Genomic DNA, 16,844 nt, shown 5'->3' on the forward strand with positions numbered 1-16,844 from the left:
GGGTCGGCGGCATTCGAACGATTTTTTCTCGCGGTTGACGCAAAGCAGTAAGAGGGTCGGGCAATGGGCCGACTGACGCAGAACGCGTGGCGGTCTGGAATGGCAACGCTCGTTGCAATGGCGATCGGTCTGCTGGCGTTACTCGGCAGCGTGTCGTCCACTTGCGCGCAAGCCGTTCCCGCTGAAGTGCAGATCGATCAGTCGAGTGGCTTCGTCCGCATCCTTCTGCATCTGGTGGAAGAGGTCGAATCCGATGTGAATGTGGCCGGCGGCATCGTTGTCGTCTCCTTCAAGCGGCCGGTCGATATCGATCTCGAAAAACTGCAAAGCGCTTTACCGAACATCGTTGGCGCTGCGCGGCGCGATCCGGACGGCCGCGGTTTTCGCTTTTCGCTGACGCACAAGGCCACGGTGAATTCCATGGCGGCCGGCGAACGGCTTTATATCGATCTCTTGCCGGAGACATGGACAGGGCTTGCCCCCGGCCTGCCGAAAGACGTGATCGAGGAATTGTCGCGGCGTGCGCGGGAAGCGGAACGATCGTTGCGTAGTCAGCGTCAACTGGCGTTGAAGAGCGAAAAGAAAGCCCGGGTGCGGGTGGCAACGCAGCCGACCTTCACGCGCTACGTTTTCGAATTGCCCGATGTCATCGCGGTGACCAGCGACCGCGGTGCGGATGGTGTCACACTGGTCTTTGCCGCCCGGGTGAAGTTCGACTTCGGCGAGATCAAGGCTTCGCTGCCGGCCACCGTGAAGGCGATCGAGAGCTTCGATCAGAACGATTCCGTTTCGGTTCGCTTTGCCCTGAACGGCAAGGCCGATGTGCGAATGTTTCGCGAGGACAGGAATTACGTCGTCGACATCGGTGCGTCGGATGCCAAGGAGGCCGTTGTGGTGCCTCCGCCGCCACCGAGCCGGTCGGACGATGCCTCGCGATTGGGAACGGACTCTGATCCGAAAGCGGGACCACTTGCCGCTGTCGAAGCGCCGCAAACCGTTCCAGCCGCGCCCGCTGCGCAACGGCCAGCGCCCGCGAAGCAAGCCGCCTCGCTACTACCACAGGCCCCGGCCGACACTGCGCAACGGCCCAGCCAGCAGCGGCCGGCGGCCGCCGCTTCACCTGCCGCACCGGGCACCGATCCGGCGCGTGCGAGCGAGCCGCGTACCGCCTCACGAGAGACGGCCGTCCAAGCCGGGCAGACACCCGCACCCGCAATGTCCGCGCCACAACATGCAACGCAGCGTGCGGAGCAGGGCAGCGTCGCCGTCGGTGCCCGCCGTCAAGGCGAAAGTCTTCAGGTGACATTCCCGTTCTCGGCGCCGACCTCTGCCGCGATCTTCCGGCGCGCGGGCACTTTGTGGCTGGTCTTTGACACGCGCAACCCGATCGATGTTTCGGTCCTCGCAGGCGACGCCAGTTCGATCGTGCGTTATGCGCAAGGCACAGCATTGCCCGACGGTTATATCGTCCGCATGATGCTGGATCGTCCGCGGCTCGTCAGTGCCACGGCGGATGGCAATAGCTGGACCGTAACGATCGGCGACAATATCGCCGAACCTACTATTCCGCTCGCGGTGTCGCGCAGCATGTCCGATAGTGCACGCCCGACGATCGTTGTACCGCTCGAAAATGCGCGCGAATTGCATCGCATCGCCGACCCGGATACAGGCGACAGTCTTCTCGTCGTAACGGCATTGGCTCCTGCGCGCGGGTTCATCAAGCCACAGGACTTCGTGGAGTTCCGCGCACTGGCGTCGACGCATGGTGTCGCATTGCAACCTTTGGCCGATGACGTGCAGGTTGAAGTGTCATCCAACAACATTGTTATCGGCCGGCCCAATGGGCTCACCTTGTCCGGTGGAGGAGCGTCGGCTCGCGGCACCGCCGCTTATCGTCCGATGATTTTCGATTCCCAGTTGTGGGGCTTTGACCGTCAGGCCAATCTCACCGAGCGGCAATACAGTCTGATCGCGGCTGCCGCCGATGCCAGCGAAGCCAAACGGACGGCTTCGCGTTTTGATCTGGCGCGCTTCTATCTATCTCGCGACATGTTCGCCGAGGCGAAAGGCGTGCTGGATGTTGCGCTGGCGGATGATCGACCGACGTCGGAGGATCCATCGGGACTGGTTTTGCGCGCGGTTGCTCTGCTGATGATCAATCGTCCCGAAGAGGCGTTGAAGGAACTGACCAATCCAAAGCTCGGCGACCTTCACGATGCGCCGCTTTGGCGTGCTTTGGCGAAAGCGCGCCTCGGCCGGTGGGAGGAGGCGCACAAAGAGTTCAGGAATATCGAAGCGGCGATCGCGGTTCTGCCGGTCGAATTGCAGCGGATCGCGCTGATGGAATCGATGCGGGCGTCAATCGAAACGCGTGATTTCGCGTCTGCCCAGACAACGCTCAGCGAATTTGACACCCTTGGCACGCCACCAGAACTGGAGCCCGCAATAGCGGTATTGCAAGGCCGGCTGGCGCAGGGGCTCGGCAAAAATTCCGACGCGTTGAGAAATTACCGCGCGGCTGCGGATTCCTCGGATCGCAAGTCGGCGGCACAGGGGCAATTGCGCAATCTCGCTTTGCGTTATGAAACAGGCGATCTGCAGCGGCCGGAAATGATCAGCGAACTGGAAACGCTGACGACACTGTGGCGCGGTGACGAGACCGAAATCGAAGCCCTGTATAAGCTTGCGCACCTGTACACCGAAGAGCAGCGGTTCCGCGACACCTTCTATGTGATGCGCTCGGCCCTCAAGGCGCATCCGAATGCCGAAATGACCCGGCGTATTCAGGACGAAGCCGTCGTGACCTTCGACTCGCTGTTCCTGGCGGGTAAGGCCGACACGCTGCCGGCGGTGGAAGCGCTGAGCCTGTTCTACGATTTTCGTGAGTTGACACCGATTGGCCGTCGTGGCGACGAGATGATCCGGCGACTGGCGGACCGGCTTGTTTCGGTCGATCTGTTACCCCAGGCGGCGGAATTGCTGCAGCATCAGATCGACAATCGTCTGCAAGGCGCGGCGCGCGCGCAGGTCGCAACCCGCCTCGCGGTCGTCTATCTGATGGATCGCAAGCCCGATCGTGCGCAGGCGGTTTTGCGCGCGACACGCACGGCTGAATTGCCGACCGAATTGCGGCACCTGAGACTTCTGCTTGAAGCGCGCGCTATATCGGATATCGGCCGCCACGATCTGGCGCTGGAAGTGATTGGCAACATCGACAATCGCGAAGCGATACACTTGCGCGCGGATATTTTGTGGGCTGCCAAGCGCTTCGGCGATGCTGCCGAGCAGATCGAATTGATGCATGGGGAACGCTGGCGAGATTTTAAACCTTTGTCCGATTCCGAGCGGGCGGATATCCTGCGTGCTGCGATCGGCTATGCGTTGGGTGGCGATACGATCGGTTCAAGGCGGCTCCGCGAGAAATACGAGGCGAAGATGACCGAGAGTCCGGACAAACGGGCTTTCGAAGTTTCCACCGCACCCTATGAAGCCAACGGCACCGAGTTTCGCGCTTTATCCAAGACGGTGACTGCCTTCGATTCGCTGGATGCGTTCCTGCGCGAGATGCGGGGTCGCTATCCGGAAATCGGCACGCTGCTGCCTGTTGAAACGGAACCGCAAGCTCAAAAGCAATCCTCGCGCGCGGATGCGGATCAGACACCGACAGCATCAATTTCAAAGCGTGTGGTGCGGTAGTAATTGTTAGTGTTGAGATTTCCGGACGTGGTTGCATCTGCCTGATCGAAGCAATGACGATTGAATCGTAGTTTGAAAAATTAAAAACTGTAACGGCTCTAGTTCGTGGTATTCATGCCATCGTTGATGTGAAATCGAAGCTCAATCCTGAGCATCTCATCAAATCCCCTTTACTCGAAGCACCATCATTTGCTGCATGCGCGCAAGAAACGCGGGCGTAGTTGTGGCCTCGCGTCAGCGATAAGCGGGGCAGTGGCGAATGGTAATGCGGGGAAAGAACGAGAATAAGCTTGGTCTCCATGTTGTGTCCGCATTTGGGTTCGCTTTTCTGACGGTGCTGGCAAACAGCGAGGGACAGGCTCAAACCACCAGCATCACGCTCGATCCCATCGATGTTCAAAGCTCGCGGCGCGGCGCGACCCGGTCAGCGCCAGGTGAGCAGGCTCCGGCACCGGCGCAGCAGGACCAGCAATCGCCTTACGGGCCCGGTGAAGGTTATACGGCGTCGCGCAGCGCGACCGGCACAAAGACAGACACGCCGATCAGCGAGATCCCGCAGTCGATCAGCGTCGTGACGCAGGAGGAAATTCGCGATCAGGGCGCGCAAACAGTGCAGGAAGCGCTGCGTTATGTTCCAGGCACATTCGCCGATGCCTATGGTCCGGATTCGCGCGGCGATTATCCGCGTGTGCGCGGTTCCGATCCGAACATCTATCTCGACGGCATGCGCGCGATTAACACCTGGAAGTTCATGGAATGGCGGCCCGATCCGTACACGCTGTCACGCATCGAGGTTTTGCGCGGGCCAGCCTCCGTCTTGTACGGAGACATGACAACCGCCGGTCTTATCAACATGGTGTCGAAGCTGCCGCAGGCATTCAGCCACAATGAGATCGGCGTGCAATATGGCAGCTTCAACCGTAAGCAGGTCCAGTTCGACTCGACCGGCAAGCTGACAACCGATGGTCAATGGCTGTATCGCCTCATCGGCGTGTTCCGCGACAGTGATTATCAGACCGATTACGTCAAAAATGACCGGATTTTGATCCAGCCCGCGATTACATGGAAACCGACAAACGACACATCATGGACGCTGCTTGGCTTCTATCAGAAGGATCTGACCGGTTCGTCCACTGCATTCCTGCCGCATGTCGGCACAGTCTATCCCGGCGCGTTTGGCTTCATTCCCGTCAACCGCTTCGTTGGTGAGCCGGGTTTCGACCGCTATCAGGTTACGACCGGGGCCGCCAGCAGCATATTCGAGCATATGTTCAGCGAAAATTTCAAAATTCGCCAGAGTACGCGTTACATGCATACGAACGGCATGTATCATACGATGTATCCGGATCTAGCGACCTATGATCCAACGACAGGGAAAACCGGCCGTTCGGTCTGGATGGACAATGTCGTCCGTAATAGCATCACGTCGGATACAAATGCGCAGCTTAAATTCTCGACTGGACCTGTCGAACACAAGGTTCTAGCCGGCTTCGACTATCGATTGCTGACCGATAACGGTGAGAATGGCTTTGCGTCTGATCCCCGGCCGTTCGATCTTTACAATCCGGTTTATCTCGGCGTCACGCCGCCGGACCTCGCCTCGTATGAAGCGACACGTCAGATTCAGGCTGGCATGTATCTGCAAGATCAGATGCGCTTTGGTCAGTGGATCGCTGTTGCCGGCATCCGCTATGACAAGCTGACGAACAAGGCGGAGTTCTCGCCTAATCAGCAGCAGCACGCCACCACTAGCCGTCTCGGTCTGATGTATGAACTGCCGGGCGGTCTCCATCCCTATGTGACGTGGGGCACTTCGTTCAATCCGATTTTCGGCGCCAACATGTGTGTGGGTGGCAATTTCTGTAAACCGAAAGAGGGTGAACTGAAGGAGGTGGGGTTCAAGTACAATCCGCGGCCCGGATTTGCCGTAAACGGCGCGTTGTTCGACATCACCGAGAAAAATCGGGAAGTTTACGACGAAAACTTCCTGATCAGGCAGATCGGTGAGGCCCGGATCAAAGGCGGCGAACTCGAAGTCGTCGGCACGGTCGCGCCTGGTCTCGACATCATCGGTGCCTATTCCTATACCGATGGCCGGGTGACGCAGGGTGACTTCGTTGGCAGTCGGCTAGAGGTGGTGCCGCTGCACCAGGCCTCGCTGTGGGCCAAGCAGAAGTTCTCGATGTTCGGTATCGACGGCTTTTCGATCGGCGCCGGCGTCCGCTATGTGGGCGAGTCATGGTCGACCGGCCCGGATCCTTTCGGCGACATTCAAACGATCACGACGCCCAGTTTCATGCTTTACGACGCCATGTTTGCATGGGAAGACGCGCACTGGCGGTTCCAGATCAATGCGACGAATCTTGGCGATAAGGCCCACGTGACGACCTGTCTTGCGCGTGGTGATTGTTTCTACGGATCGCGTCGCACTATTCTGTCCAGCCTCACCTATAAGTTCTAAAGTTGTGAAGATACAATTGTGAGGGACGGATGTTGAGTTCCCGCGCCATCAGGATCTGGTCCAGCATTCACACCTGGACCAGCTTGATCAGCACCGGCTTTATGCTCCTGCTCTGCATCACGGGGCTGCCGCTGATCTTTTACCACGAGCTGAATCACGCCCTCTACGACGAGGTCGAGCCGGCACAGCTCGCCGCCGACGCACCGCGCGCCAATCTCGACACCGTGGTGGCGAACGGGCTCGCGAAAATCCCGGGCCATGCCGTCCAGTTCATGTTCTGGGATCGCGAAGAGCCCGAAATTGTCATGCTCAGCATCGGCAAGACGGTGAATTCCGATCCGGAGCAGAACCGGATCGTACGGCTTGATTCGCGTACCGGAGAGTTCCTCGATGAAGTGGATTTCCGCTCGCGCCTGATCTTCGTCTTCTACCGGCTGCATGTCGACATGTATGCCGGGCTGCCGGGCAAACTGTTTCTCGGGCTGATGGGCTTGTTGTTCTGTGTCGCCATCATCTCCGGCGTGGTGCTGTATTGGCCATCCACGCGTAAACTCGATTTCGGCGCCGTGCGCAGGGAGCGGCCGCGCATCGTGCGCTGGCTGGATCTGCACAATCTGCTGGGTGTCGTCACCGTGGTCTGGGCGCTGACGGTCGGCTTCACCGGTGTGATCAACACCTGGGCGGACCTGATCTTCAAGTTGTGGCAGAACGATCAGCTTGTCGCGATGACGCAAGCGTACAAGGATCGTTCGCCGCCGCAGGGACCGACCTCGGTGGATGAGGCGGTCGTCGCCGCACGCGAGACGATGCCAGGCATGCAGCCGTCCTTTGTCGCTTTTCCGGGTAATCCCTTCAGCAGCAAGAGCCATTATGCGGTCTTCATGCGTGGCGAGACGCCGCTGACGTCACGGCTGTTGCGCCCGGCGCTGATCGAGGCCGAAACGGGCAAGTTGACCGACAGCCGCAGTCTGCCGCTTTATGCCAAGGCGCTGCTGGTCTCGCAGCCGCTGCATTTTGGCGATTATGGCGGCATGCCGCTCAAGATCATCTGGGCGATCCTCGACATCGTGACGATCGCTGTCCTGATCACCGGCCTGTATCTGTGGGTGGCGCGGCGCCGGCGGGCGCGATTGCCGTCGGGCCGCGTGGCGCGTCAACTCGCTCCCGTGGACGTACAGGCCGCGAGCTTTCAAAGGAAATCCGGATAGATTCCGGCGGCGAGGATCGGCAAAGATCAGATTTGATCTGTTCTAATCTTCTTTGTCTCGAACGATTCTAATTTCGTTGGATCGTGCTCAGTCATTCGCAGCATTGTTCAGCACGCCCCGATGTGGTGCATTGGGAAATGGACTCGCACGACCTGTACAATCTTCTGTTCGACAAAATCAGCATCGTCACAAGAGACGACGGCCAATCGCAGCTACCGCGTTTTGCGAAATTGTTGCGCTGGTCGTCGTCGCTCGGTTGCGTGATTCAGGCCTGCGATGAGGAAATCGCGTCGCCGATCCAGTCGCATTGCGTGACCAAACCGAGCCTGTTCATCACCGCCGTCCTTCGTGCCGACTGGAAAGATGGCGAGCCCTATAGCAACGTCACCGACGTGTCTTACGTGAAGAACACATTGCTTGCAGTGGCGATGCGCGAGCCGGTGACGTGGATTGGCGAAACGCCGCGCTGCGATCGGCTGCGCGTCGTCGGTATTGCCGTGCCTGCCGAGAAACTCTCGGCGATCGGGCTGGGCGATCACTTCGAAGACATGTTCGACGATCCCGGCGCACCCATTGGGATCAAATCCATGTCGATGTCGCCCCAGATCAGGGCGCTGGCGGAGGAGATGCTCGACCCGTCGGAGGAAGGTGGCATCGGCCAGCTTCTTGCCGAGGCGCATGCGACGGAGATGGTTGCCCGTGCCTTGTCGGCTTTCGCCGACAAGGATGAAACAACCAGGCTGAACGAACGCGATCGTATGGCCGTCAGGCGCGTCCGCGATCTTCTCGAATCCGATCTGTCCTGTGACTGGATGTTGGCGGAATTGGCAAAGCAGGCCGGCCTCAGCGCGCGCTCGCTGAACACCAAGTTCCGCATCGCCTTTGGCGCATCGGTGTTTGAATATCTGAAACGCCGTCGCCTGGAATTCGCTCATGAAACGCTGATGCAGCGTCGGATGTCGGTGTCGGAGATTGCGTACCGAGTGGGCTACGAATCGCCGGCGAATTTCGCCACCGCCTTCCGCCGCCATTTCGGCTATGTCCCGACCGCTTTGCTGCGTCCGCGCATCAATTAGAGCGCGGCAGAATCGGTCGTTCGGTGTTTCAGTCTGGAATCGTTGCAAATTGCGCGCCGATTTTGCCCGGTCCCGCAGGCATTTTCCTTCACGCAAACGCCTTTCGCTTTCCGGCAAAGGTCATACCGGTTCCGGCGAGAGGACGGATTTGCATAGTGCCGGAGGATTGGACTGTTTTGGGGGCTCGTTAAGCGTGCGTCGGAATTTGCGTCGGGGTGGCTGCGGTAAGAATTTGACGGCCGCCGGTTGTGATATTCGTGTCGGTGTTTTGGTTGCCGGGGTCGCGGTTTTGTCAGGCGTTGCGCTCGACGCTTCGACACATGCGATTTTCGCACAGGAAGCGATTCAGCTTGATACCATTGAGGTGCGGGGCCGGTCGCGATCGTCAGCCGGACGGCAGGCGGCTCCGGCAGAGCAGGTTCAGTCCACACAGGTGGAGGTGATTGAACGCGGCGATGGACCGGTGCAGGGAATTGTCGCGACACGCAGCGTCACCGGAACCAAAACCGACACGCCGATCACGGAAATTCCGCAATCCATCTCGGTCGTCACGCAGGATCAGATCACCGAGCAGGGCGCGCAAACCATCAGCGAGTCGCTGCGCTACACGCCAGGTGTGTTTGCCGGTATCAATGGCGAAAGCGCGAAGTATGACGAGACGCGCATTCGTGGCTTCCTGCCGTATTATTATCTCGACGGGATGCCGCTGCCGTTGAATCGGTTTTTCGCGACGCCGCGGATCGAACCGTATGGGCTCGAGCGCATCGAAGTGTTGAAGGGCCCGTCGTCCGTTCTCTATGGCCAGAACTCGCCCGGCGGCCTGATCAACATGATCAGCAAGCGGCCGACATTAACGCCGTTCGGCGAAATCGAAGTTTCTGCTGGAAGCCACGATTGGTGGCAGGGCGCATTCGATGTCGGCGGTCCGGGCAACGCCGACAAGTCGTTCCTCTATCGGTTCACCGGCCTGGTCCGCGATTCCGATACGATGGTGAATTTTGCCAAGGACAAAAGGCTGTTTTTGGCGCCGTCCTTTACGTTCCGCAACTTCGACTCCTCGCTGACGTTGCTCATGCAATACGGCAAGGACCAAGGCTCGTATCCTCAGCAATATCTGCCGGCACAAGGGACGCTGTTTCCCAATCCAAACGGAAGGATCCCGCGTAGCTTTTTTGTCGGCGAGCCAAACTGGGATCGCTTCGAGCGCGAGCAATGGGCGGTCGGCTACGCCTTCGAGCATCGCTTCAACGAGACGTGGCAGTTCCGTCAGAACCTGCGATACATGGCTGTTGATACTTATTGGCAAGCCCATCGCAGCGAAGGATTTATTCCGCCGGACCTCGTGAACCTTCAGCGCGGCGCATATTCGCAAGACACGGATGCGCGCACTTTCACGATCGACAACCAGTTGCAGGCAGATTTCGCGACCGGGCCGCTTCAGCACAAGGTGCTTTTCGGTCTGGATTATTTCCAGACCGCCGGAAACAACGATTTCCGTTATGCATTCCCGCCAATGTGGGGCGGTACCGTGCAGCCGATCAACGTTTTCAATCCGGTCTATAACGGATCGGTCCCGCCGCTGGTCCCGCGTTACAACTATCACGACAGGAAGAATCAACTTGGCATCTACGCGCAGGATCAGATCAAGTTTGATCGCTGGATTCTGACCGTCGGAGGCCGCCACGATTGGTCTGACGTCTCGGTGACAGACTCGGTTGCCAACACGTACGATCAGGTGAGGAGTCAGGCTTGGACGGGTCGTGCAGGTCTGGGTTATACATTTGATAATGGCGTCACGCCGTATATTGCGGCTGCCACGTCGTTTGAACAGGAAACAACTGTCGGTTTCCCATCTGGAAAGTTGTTCGAGCCGACCACGGGTGTGCAATATGAAGCTGGCATCAAGTATCAGCCGGTCGGCACCAAGGCGTTATTCACGGCGGCGGTCTACGATCTGACACGCAAGAATGTGATCACCACCAATCCAGCATTCATTGCCATACAGACTGGCGAGGTGAATGTTCGCGGCGTCGAATTGGACGCAAAGGTCAGTGTGACCGATCGGCTCGATGTGATTGCTGCATATACTTATATGGATTCGGAAATCACAGAGAGTTCTAATCCTTTGCAACTCGGCCGTCCGCAGCCGATGACCCCCCACAACATGGCTTCCGGTTGGATCGACTACATGGTGTTGCCGGGATTGAAACTCGGTGGTGGCGTGCGTTACGTCGGCGCTAATTATTCCGAAACGGAAACGGTGGACCAGCTTTTGGTTCCATCCTACGTCGTCTATGACGCGGCGGTTCGATACGATTTCGGCGCGCTGGATCGATCCCTCAAAGGATTGGAGCTAAGGGTCAACGCCACCAATCTGTTCGACAAAAATTATGTGACCTATTGCTACGGGTATGCTTACTGCAGCCTCGCGCCGGGACGCACGGTCCTTGCGACCATGGCCTATCGGTGGTGAGCAATGACAGAATCATTCCAAAGAACAGGGCGAAACTGGAAGCAGGTGTTCGGTATCCCGATCATGCTCGGAGTTCTGAGCGCGATCGGACTGATATCAGCTCTGCTTGGTGACGAAGTCTGGAACGTGTTGTCGTGGATCGCGCTTGGCGTGCCGTGTGCCGTCATCGCCTGGTATTGGTTCGGGCGACGCCTCGCTGTGCAGTGAACCGGAACAAGGCGGGGTGTAGCTAAGTCCCGTAGCTCTGCACCAGGCTGCCGGCGACGAGCGACCAGCCGTCGACCAAGACGAAGAAGATCAGCTTGAAGGGCAGGGAGACCACGACCGGCGGCAGCATCATCATGCCCATCGACATCAGCACCGATGCCACCACGAGGTCGATGATCAGGAACGGCAGGAACAGCAGAAAGCCGATCTCGAAGGCGCGTTTCAGTTCCGAAATCATGAAAGCCGGGATCAGCACGCGCAGCGATACGTCGTCCGGCGTTGCCGGCTTGGCTTCGCGCGACAGGTCCATGAACAGCGCGAGATCCTTCTCGCGGACATTCTTCAGCATGAAAGTCTTGAACGGACCGGAGGAGCGTTGAAAGGCCTGCTCGGCAGTGATCTCGTTATTGGCGAGCGGACGCAGGCCGACCTCATAGGCGTTCTGGAATGCCGGTCCCATGATGAAGGCCGTCAGAAACAGCGCCAGAGCCACCATCACCGAATTCGGCGGCGCCGTGCCGGTGCCAAGCGCGGTGCGCAGCAGCGACAGCACCACGACGATCCGCGTGAACGAGGTCATCATCACGAGGATCGAGGGCGCCAGCGACAGCACCGTGATCAGCGCGATCATCTGGATCGCGCGCTCGGTCAATCCGGCGCCTTGTCCGAAATTGATGCTGATGTCTTGCGAGAGGGCTGTGTCTGGGAGAACAACAAGGATCGCGGCCACCGTCAACAGACGGACGCAGCACGCGATTGTTTGCGTCAAGATGGCTTGCCTGACGGCCGGCCGAGAAGGTTTGCCATTTCTTCCTCAAGGCTACCGAACATGTCGTCCGGCTTGTCCGATTTTTCAGGCGCAGCTTTCGCCGGTGCCGGTGCGGGTTTTGCTGCCGCCGGCGCCGATGCTTCTTTTGGCTTCTCGGGAGCAGCGGCGGCCGGCGAGGTGACCTCCGGCGCCTTTGCAGGCGCGGCCGGCTGAGCCGGCGGCGGTGTGACAGGCGGCGCCGCGCGCGGTGCTTCTGCAGCGGGCTTCAGTCCCGGTTGCATCACGCCTGGACGTGATGCCGGCGTCGCTGGTGCCGCCGGGCGGCGGAGCGCCGCTTCAAGGCGTTGCGCCATGTCGGCGAGATTCTGATCGGCGGATTGCTGTTGCGATGCGGCTTGGGGTGCCGGGGCAGGCATCGGAGCCGGCTTGGGTGCCATGCGCGCTTCCACACGAGGGGCTTCCACCCGGGGCGCTTCCACAGCCGGGGCAGGCGCCGGCCGCGGTGCCGGAGCAATGGGTTCCGCAGGACGAACGGACAATTCAGCCGCGAGGCCGGCCAGCGGGTCGGCTGCGCGCGCGCGCCTTGGCAGGGCCGGTGGTGGGGATTGCTCGGGCTGCAAGGCCCATTGCGAGGAATCCTCAAGCGGTGCCGGCCGCGGCATGGGAGCGGGACGCGGCGTCGGCTCCGGCTGCAGGGATGCCCAGCTCGCATCCTCGCTCGTGGCGCCGGCAAGAACACGGGTGAGGTTATCGGCGACCGAGGAGGCACGCTCGCGGCTGCTCTGACCCCTGAGGATATTGGCTTCTACGAGGATGTCGGTCGGCCCGCCGATCATGATCAGGTGCTCGACATTGTCGCGCCGGATCAGCACCAGCTTGCGCCGGCCATCCACCGCGCCGGCCTCGATCACGGCGAGACGCGGCGCCCGGCCGCGGGCTTTCTGGCCACCGAGGGGCCCCGAACCGAAGCGGCGAATCAGCCAGGCGGTCAGACCGATCAACGCGAAAACGACGACGAACGCGATGAAAAAGCGCACCGGCAGCGACGTTCCTTCCCCAAAAAGGCTATCCATCGGACCTACCGGCCTCCTCACTGAAGGGCTTATCCGTGCCCCGATCGTCTTGGGGTCTCGGCAAGACTTGCCGACCCTAAGACTAACAAAACCCTAACGGACCTGTTGAGTGTTTATCGCGATTCTATCGCATTTCCAGGCCGCAACTTGCTGTTTTGGTAAACCGTTCGGCTAAGGCCAAACGATGGCAAGGCCACCGAATACCGATTTTAACCAGATGTTAACCATACACCGGGCAAGAATTGCCTGTCGCCGCGAGTCCTTGAGTCCAGAATTTGCGGTCCTTCATGCTCGAAGAACAGGCCATGCCCATTTCAGGACTACCGATCCTCACCATGCTCCGCACCAAAATGCAGTGGCATCAAGAGCGGCAGCGTTTGCTTTCCGAGAACATCGCCAATTCGGACACCCCAAAGTTCAAACCGTCCGATCTGACACCCCCGAAATTTGATTCGTCGGTGGCCGGGCCGAGCGTCTCGCTTCAACGGACCAGTTCGGCGCATCTGACCGGCTTTTCCGGGGGGACAGCACCGTGTTCCAGCGGGGCAAGCCCGGCGGCGCGGAGACCCGCCCCGCCGGCAACGCCGTCAGCCTCGAAGACGAGATGCTGAAGGTCGCCGAGAACCAGATGGACTACCAGGCGGCGGCGAGCCTCTACACCAAAAGCCTCGGCCTGATGAAAACCGCACTCGGCAAACGCTAACGGACAGCATTCATGGATTTCATCAAGTCGATTGCCATCGCGGCATCGGGGCTGCGAGCCCAGGCCGGACGTATGCGGGTTATCGCGGAAAACATTGCCAACGCGGACTCGACCGCCAGCAATGCCGGGGCTGATCCCTATCGTCGCAAGATTCCGACCTTCCATTCCGAACTCGACCGCAGCCTCGATGCGCGCGTCGTCAGTCTTGGCACCATCAAAACCGACCAGACGGCTTTCACGACGAAGCATCTGCCGGGGCATCCCGCGGCCGATGCTTCGGGACATGTCAAATATCCGAATGTGAACCCGCTTGTCGAAATGACCGACATGCGGGACGCGCAACGTTCCTACGAGGCCAACATCAATGTCATCGGCGCCACGCGCCGGATGCTCCAGCGTACCATCGACATTCTAAAAGCATAACGGGAGACGATCATGCAGACCGCCGCGACAGCAGCGAAAGCTTATGCCAGCCTAGCCTCCATCAACAGTCCGACCGCAGCCGCGGCCAAATCGGTTCAGGACAGCAGCGGACCGGGCTTCGGTGCGATGCTCAACAATGTCATGAATACAGCCTCGCTCGGCAATCCCGCGGCAGGCGCGGCGCGCTCGGTCCAGGATGTCGGCGGGCAGAATTTCGGTTCGCTGCTGAAGGATGCGATGGGCCAGGTGAACCAGGCCGCCCGCACCGGCGACGCGCAATCGCATGCCATGGTGACAGGCAAGGCCAACGTGGTCGATGTCGTCACCGCAGTTGCGGAATCTGAAGTCGCCGTGGATGCCCTGGTTGCGGTCCGCGACCGGGTGGTTGCGGCCTATGAAGAAATCATGCGCATGCCGATCTGATCGGCACGCGCGATTTTCAGACGACAGCAATCAAGAAGATATCCGATGACAGGCCCCGAAGTCCTCGATGTGGCGCGTGACGCGATCATCACGCTGGTGATTGTGTCGGCGCCGCTGATGCTGGTCGGCCTTGCCGTCGGCGTCGCGATTTCTCTCTTTCAGGCTCTGACCCAGATTCAGGAAATGACGCTGGTCTTCGTACCGAAGATCCTGGCGATGTTCGTCGCCATGCTATTGGTGTTGCCCTTCATGGCGGATTCGCTGCAAGGTCACATGATGCGAATCTCGGCGCGAATCATACACGGCGGATGAGATAAAGCACTTCCCGCGACATTCGGCGGGAGGCGGAAACGACATATGCAGCTCGACGTCTCATTTCTCCCGGCGCTGGCTGCAACCTTCATGCTGGTTTTCGCACGTATTGGCACGATGGTGATGCTGTTGCCGGGGCTCGGCGAAATGAGCATGCCGGTGCGTGTGCGCCTGAGCATCGCCTTGGCCCTGGCTGCGGTGTTCCTGCCTCTGCACCGGACCGCCTATAATATCGATCTGCGCGAGCTTGGACCGGTGCTGCTGATGCTCGGCCACGAAATGATCATCGGCGCCATTCTCGGTTTCACAGCGCGGTTGTCGATCTCGGCTTTGCAGGTTGCCGGCGCGGTGATCGCGCAGCAGATGGGGCTCGGCTTCGTCACAGCTGTCGATCCGTCGATGGGTCAGCAAAATGTCATCGTCGCCAATTTCCTCACCATGCTTGGCGTCACGCTGATTTTCGCAACCGACCTGCATTACCTTGTCATTGCCGCGCTCAACGACAGCTATCGTCTGTTTGCGCCTGGCGCGTCCATTCTGGTTGGCGATGCCGCGTCCCTGATCACCAAGACGGTGGCTGGTGCTTTCAAGGTCGGCATTCAGCTTTCCGCGCCATTCCTTGTTTTCGGTTTGTTGTTCAATCTCGGCCTCGGCGTGCTGTCGCGGCTGATGCCGCAGATGCAGGTCTTCTTCATCGGTCTGCCGCTGTCGATCCTGCTTGGTTTCCTCATCCTGATCGCCGTCGTCGGCGCGATGATGGGAACGTTCATTGACTTCATCGGCGCGATCCTTCGCGAACTCGCTCCTTATTCATGAGGTGAGATCGCGATGGCCGAGCAGAGCGAAGACAACGAGAAAACAGAAGACCCCACCCAAAAACGATTGGACGAAGCCCTCGAGCGCGGCGACGTTGCCAAGAGCCAGGAAGTCTCGACATGGTTCGTCCTGGCCGGCGCGACCTTGATGTTGCTGACCTTCGGCAACCAGATGGCATCAGGTCTGAAGACGACACTCGGTGGCCTGATTTCCAATGCGCATCGTATTCCGACTGACGGAACGGCGCTCATTCTTCTCTCCGGCCGTATCGGCAAGGAGGTCATTGCGGCTGTGGCGATTCCAATTCTTCTGGTCGCGCTGTTCGCAATCGGCGGCAATATGATTCAGCACCGGCTGGTCTGGTCAACGCAAAGCCTGACCCCCAAGCTCTCAAAAATTTCGCCAGCGGCCGGCTTCAAACGATTGTTTTCCAAGATTGCGCTGGTCAATTTTGCCAAGGGCATTGCCAAGATCGCCATTCTCGGCACGGTCATGACCATGCTGCTGTGGCCGGAACGTACGCGCCTCGAGGGGCTGGTGACGCTCGATGTGGCGGCGATCCTGCCGTTCACGGCGGTGTTCGCGCTGAAGATGCTCGGCTTTGTCGTGATCATCATGGCCTTCATCGCCGGCGCGGATTACTTCTTCCAGTATCGGCAGTGGTACGAAAAACAGAAGATGTCGCTGCAGGAGATCAAGGAAGAGTTCAAGCAGACCGACGGCGACCCGCAGATCAAGGCGCGTATCCGCCGCATTCGCGAAAGCCGCATGCGCAAGCGCATGATGGCCGCGGTGCCCGAAGCCTCGGTCGTCGTCATGAACCCGACCCACTACGCGGTCGCGTTGAAATATGAACGCGGCGACAATGCCCCGCTCTGCGTTGCCAAGGGGCTCGACAATATCGCGCTGAAGATCAGGGAGGTGGCCGAGGCGCATGGCGTGCCGGTGGTGGAAAATCCGCCGCTGGCCCGTGCGCTGCACGCGACTGTGGACGTTGATCAGGAAATCCCGGCGGAACATTACCGGGCGGTGGCCGAAGTCATCGGTTACGTGATGCGGCTGCGGCGGAGGCTGAATTGATGGCTCTTTATTTTCGTCATTCCGGGACGGCGCATCACGCCGGACCCGGAATCCAGGGGCGGCGCAGTCGGTGTTTGTGGCTCTGGATTCCGGGTCCGCGCCCTTCAGGCGCGTCCCGGAATGA

Annotated in this window: 13 protein-coding genes and 1 pseudogene; 12 read left to right on the forward strand and 2 right to left on the reverse strand. The window is 59.6% G+C overall.

Features of this window, described 5'->3' with window-relative positions; translation table 11 throughout:
* Positions 1-99: 99 nt before the first annotated feature.
* The 6 genes from CAK95_RS18235 to CAK95_RS18260 all read left to right on the forward strand — a co-directional run bounded on the left by CAK95_RS18235 (position 100) and on the right by CAK95_RS18260 (position 11,121).
* A complete protein-coding gene (locus tag CAK95_RS18235; RefSeq protein WP_086089202.1) occupies positions 100-3,696 on the forward strand; it encodes a tetratricopeptide repeat protein in 3,597 nt (1,198 codons plus the stop codon).
* Positions 3,697-3,961: 265 nt separating this feature from the next.
* Positions 3,962-6,157 (forward strand): TonB-dependent siderophore receptor, encoded by a 2,196-nt coding sequence (locus tag CAK95_RS18240; protein WP_086089203.1) that lies wholly within the window; start codon positions 3,962-3,964, stop codon positions 6,155-6,157.
* Between the two features lie 29 nt (positions 6,158-6,186).
* Complete coding sequence (locus tag CAK95_RS18245; protein WP_086089204.1) at positions 6,187-7,365, forward strand: PepSY-associated TM helix domain-containing protein; 1,179 nt, start codon at positions 6,187-6,189, stop codon at positions 7,363-7,365.
* A gap of 137 nt (positions 7,366-7,502) precedes the next feature.
* The gene (locus tag CAK95_RS18250; protein WP_086089205.1) at positions 7,503-8,441 is read left to right on the forward strand and encodes a helix-turn-helix domain-containing protein; all 939 of its coding nucleotides are present in this window, start codon (positions 7,503-7,505) and stop codon (positions 8,439-8,441) included.
* Positions 8,442-8,730: 289 nt separating this feature from the next.
* Entirely contained in the window at positions 8,731-10,914 is a 2,184-nt protein-coding gene (locus CAK95_RS18255) for a TonB-dependent siderophore receptor (RefSeq protein WP_157699669.1), read from the forward strand.
* 3 nt (positions 10,915-10,917) lie between these two features.
* Positions 10,918-11,121 carry a hypothetical protein gene (locus tag CAK95_RS18260; protein WP_086089207.1) on the forward strand — a complete coding sequence of 68 codons (204 nt, stop codon included), beginning with the start codon at positions 10,918-10,920 and terminating at the stop codon, positions 11,119-11,121.
* A 22-nt stretch (positions 11,122-11,143) separates the two neighbouring features.
* Here the strand turns inward: CAK95_RS18260 and fliP are convergent, their stop codons facing one another.
* The gene (gene fliP, locus CAK95_RS18265; protein WP_425349708.1) at positions 11,144-11,878 is read right to left on the reverse strand and encodes a flagellar type III secretion system pore protein FliP; all 735 of its coding nucleotides are present in this window, start codon (positions 11,876-11,878) and stop codon (positions 11,144-11,146) included.
* Positions 11,879-11,886: 8 nt separating this feature from the next.
* On the reverse strand, positions 11,887-12,963 hold the full coding sequence (locus tag CAK95_RS18270) for a flagellar biosynthetic protein FliO (RefSeq protein WP_086089209.1): 1,077 nt from the start codon (positions 12,961-12,963) through the stop codon (positions 11,887-11,889).
* Between the two features lie 305 nt (positions 12,964-13,268).
* Between CAK95_RS18270 and flgB the strand changes: the two are divergent.
* The 6 genes and pseudogenes from flgB (at position 13,269) to flhB (ending at position 16,720) form a co-directional block, all read left to right on the forward strand.
* Positions 13,269-13,666 (forward strand): annotated as a pseudogene (gene flgB, locus CAK95_RS18275) (flagellar basal body rod protein FlgB).
* Between the two features lie 12 nt (positions 13,667-13,678).
* Positions 13,679-14,089, forward strand: a complete 411-nt coding sequence (flgC, locus tag CAK95_RS18280; protein ID WP_086089210.1) for a flagellar basal body rod protein FlgC — start codon at positions 13,679-13,681, stop codon at positions 14,087-14,089.
* A 12-nt stretch (positions 14,090-14,101) separates the two neighbouring features.
* Positions 14,102-14,512 carry a flagellar hook-basal body complex protein FliE gene (fliE, locus tag CAK95_RS18285; protein WP_086089211.1) on the forward strand — a complete coding sequence of 137 codons (411 nt, stop codon included), beginning with the start codon at positions 14,102-14,104 and terminating at the stop codon, positions 14,510-14,512.
* 45 nt (positions 14,513-14,557) lie between these two features.
* A complete protein-coding gene (gene fliQ, locus CAK95_RS18290) occupies positions 14,558-14,824 on the forward strand; it encodes a flagellar biosynthesis protein FliQ (protein WP_086089212.1) in 267 nt (88 codons plus the stop codon).
* A 45-nt stretch (positions 14,825-14,869) separates the two neighbouring features.
* Positions 14,870-15,640, forward strand: coding sequence for a flagellar biosynthetic protein FliR (gene fliR, locus CAK95_RS18295; protein ID WP_086089213.1), 771 nt, complete (start codon positions 14,870-14,872; stop codon positions 15,638-15,640).
* A 12-nt stretch (positions 15,641-15,652) separates the two neighbouring features.
* Positions 15,653-16,720, forward strand: a complete 1,068-nt coding sequence (flhB, locus tag CAK95_RS18300; protein WP_086089214.1) for a flagellar biosynthesis protein FlhB — start codon at positions 15,653-15,655, stop codon at positions 16,718-16,720.
* Positions 16,721-16,844 lie beyond the last annotated feature (124 nt).

Origin of the sequence: Pseudorhodoplanes sinuspersici (assembly GCF_002119765.1) — a bacterium.
Lineage (GTDB): Bacteria > Pseudomonadota > Alphaproteobacteria > Rhizobiales > Xanthobacteraceae > Pseudorhodoplanes > Pseudorhodoplanes sinuspersici.

What these genes read in the sequence shown, in the direction of transcription:
- CAK95_RS18240 (WP_086089203.1), top strand. Translation starts at nt 3,962, where the DNA reads ATGCGGGGAAAGAACGAGAATAAGCTTGGTCTCCATGTTGTGTCCGCA.
- CAK95_RS18260 (WP_086089207.1), top strand. Translation starts at nt 10,918, where the DNA reads ATGACAGAATCATTCCAAAGAACAGGGCGAAACTGGAAGCAGGTGTTC.
- fliR (WP_086089213.1), top strand. Translation starts at nt 14,870, where the DNA reads ATGCAGCTCGACGTCTCATTTCTCCCGGCGCTGGCTGCAACCTTCATG.
- CAK95_RS18270 (WP_086089209.1), bottom strand. Translation starts at nt 12,963, where the DNA reads ATGGATAGCCTTTTTGGGGAAGGAACGTCGCTGCCGGTGCGCTTTTTC.
- CAK95_RS18235 (WP_086089202.1), top strand. Translation starts at nt 100, where the DNA reads ATGGCAACGCTCGTTGCAATGGCGATCGGTCTGCTGGCGTTACTCGGC.
- flhB (WP_086089214.1), top strand. Translation starts at nt 15,653, where the DNA reads ATGGCCGAGCAGAGCGAAGACAACGAGAAAACAGAAGACCCCACCCAA.
- CAK95_RS18245 (WP_086089204.1), top strand. Translation starts at nt 6,187, where the DNA reads ATGTTGAGTTCCCGCGCCATCAGGATCTGGTCCAGCATTCACACCTGG.
- fliE (WP_086089211.1), top strand. Translation starts at nt 14,102, where the DNA reads ATGCAGACCGCCGCGACAGCAGCGAAAGCTTATGCCAGCCTAGCCTCC.
- fliQ (WP_086089212.1), top strand. Translation starts at nt 14,558, where the DNA reads ATGACAGGCCCCGAAGTCCTCGATGTGGCGCGTGACGCGATCATCACG.
- CAK95_RS18250 (WP_086089205.1), top strand. Translation starts at nt 7,503, where the DNA reads ATGGACTCGCACGACCTGTACAATCTTCTGTTCGACAAAATCAGCATC.
- flgC (WP_086089210.1), top strand. Translation starts at nt 13,679, where the DNA reads ATGGATTTCATCAAGTCGATTGCCATCGCGGCATCGGGGCTGCGAGCC.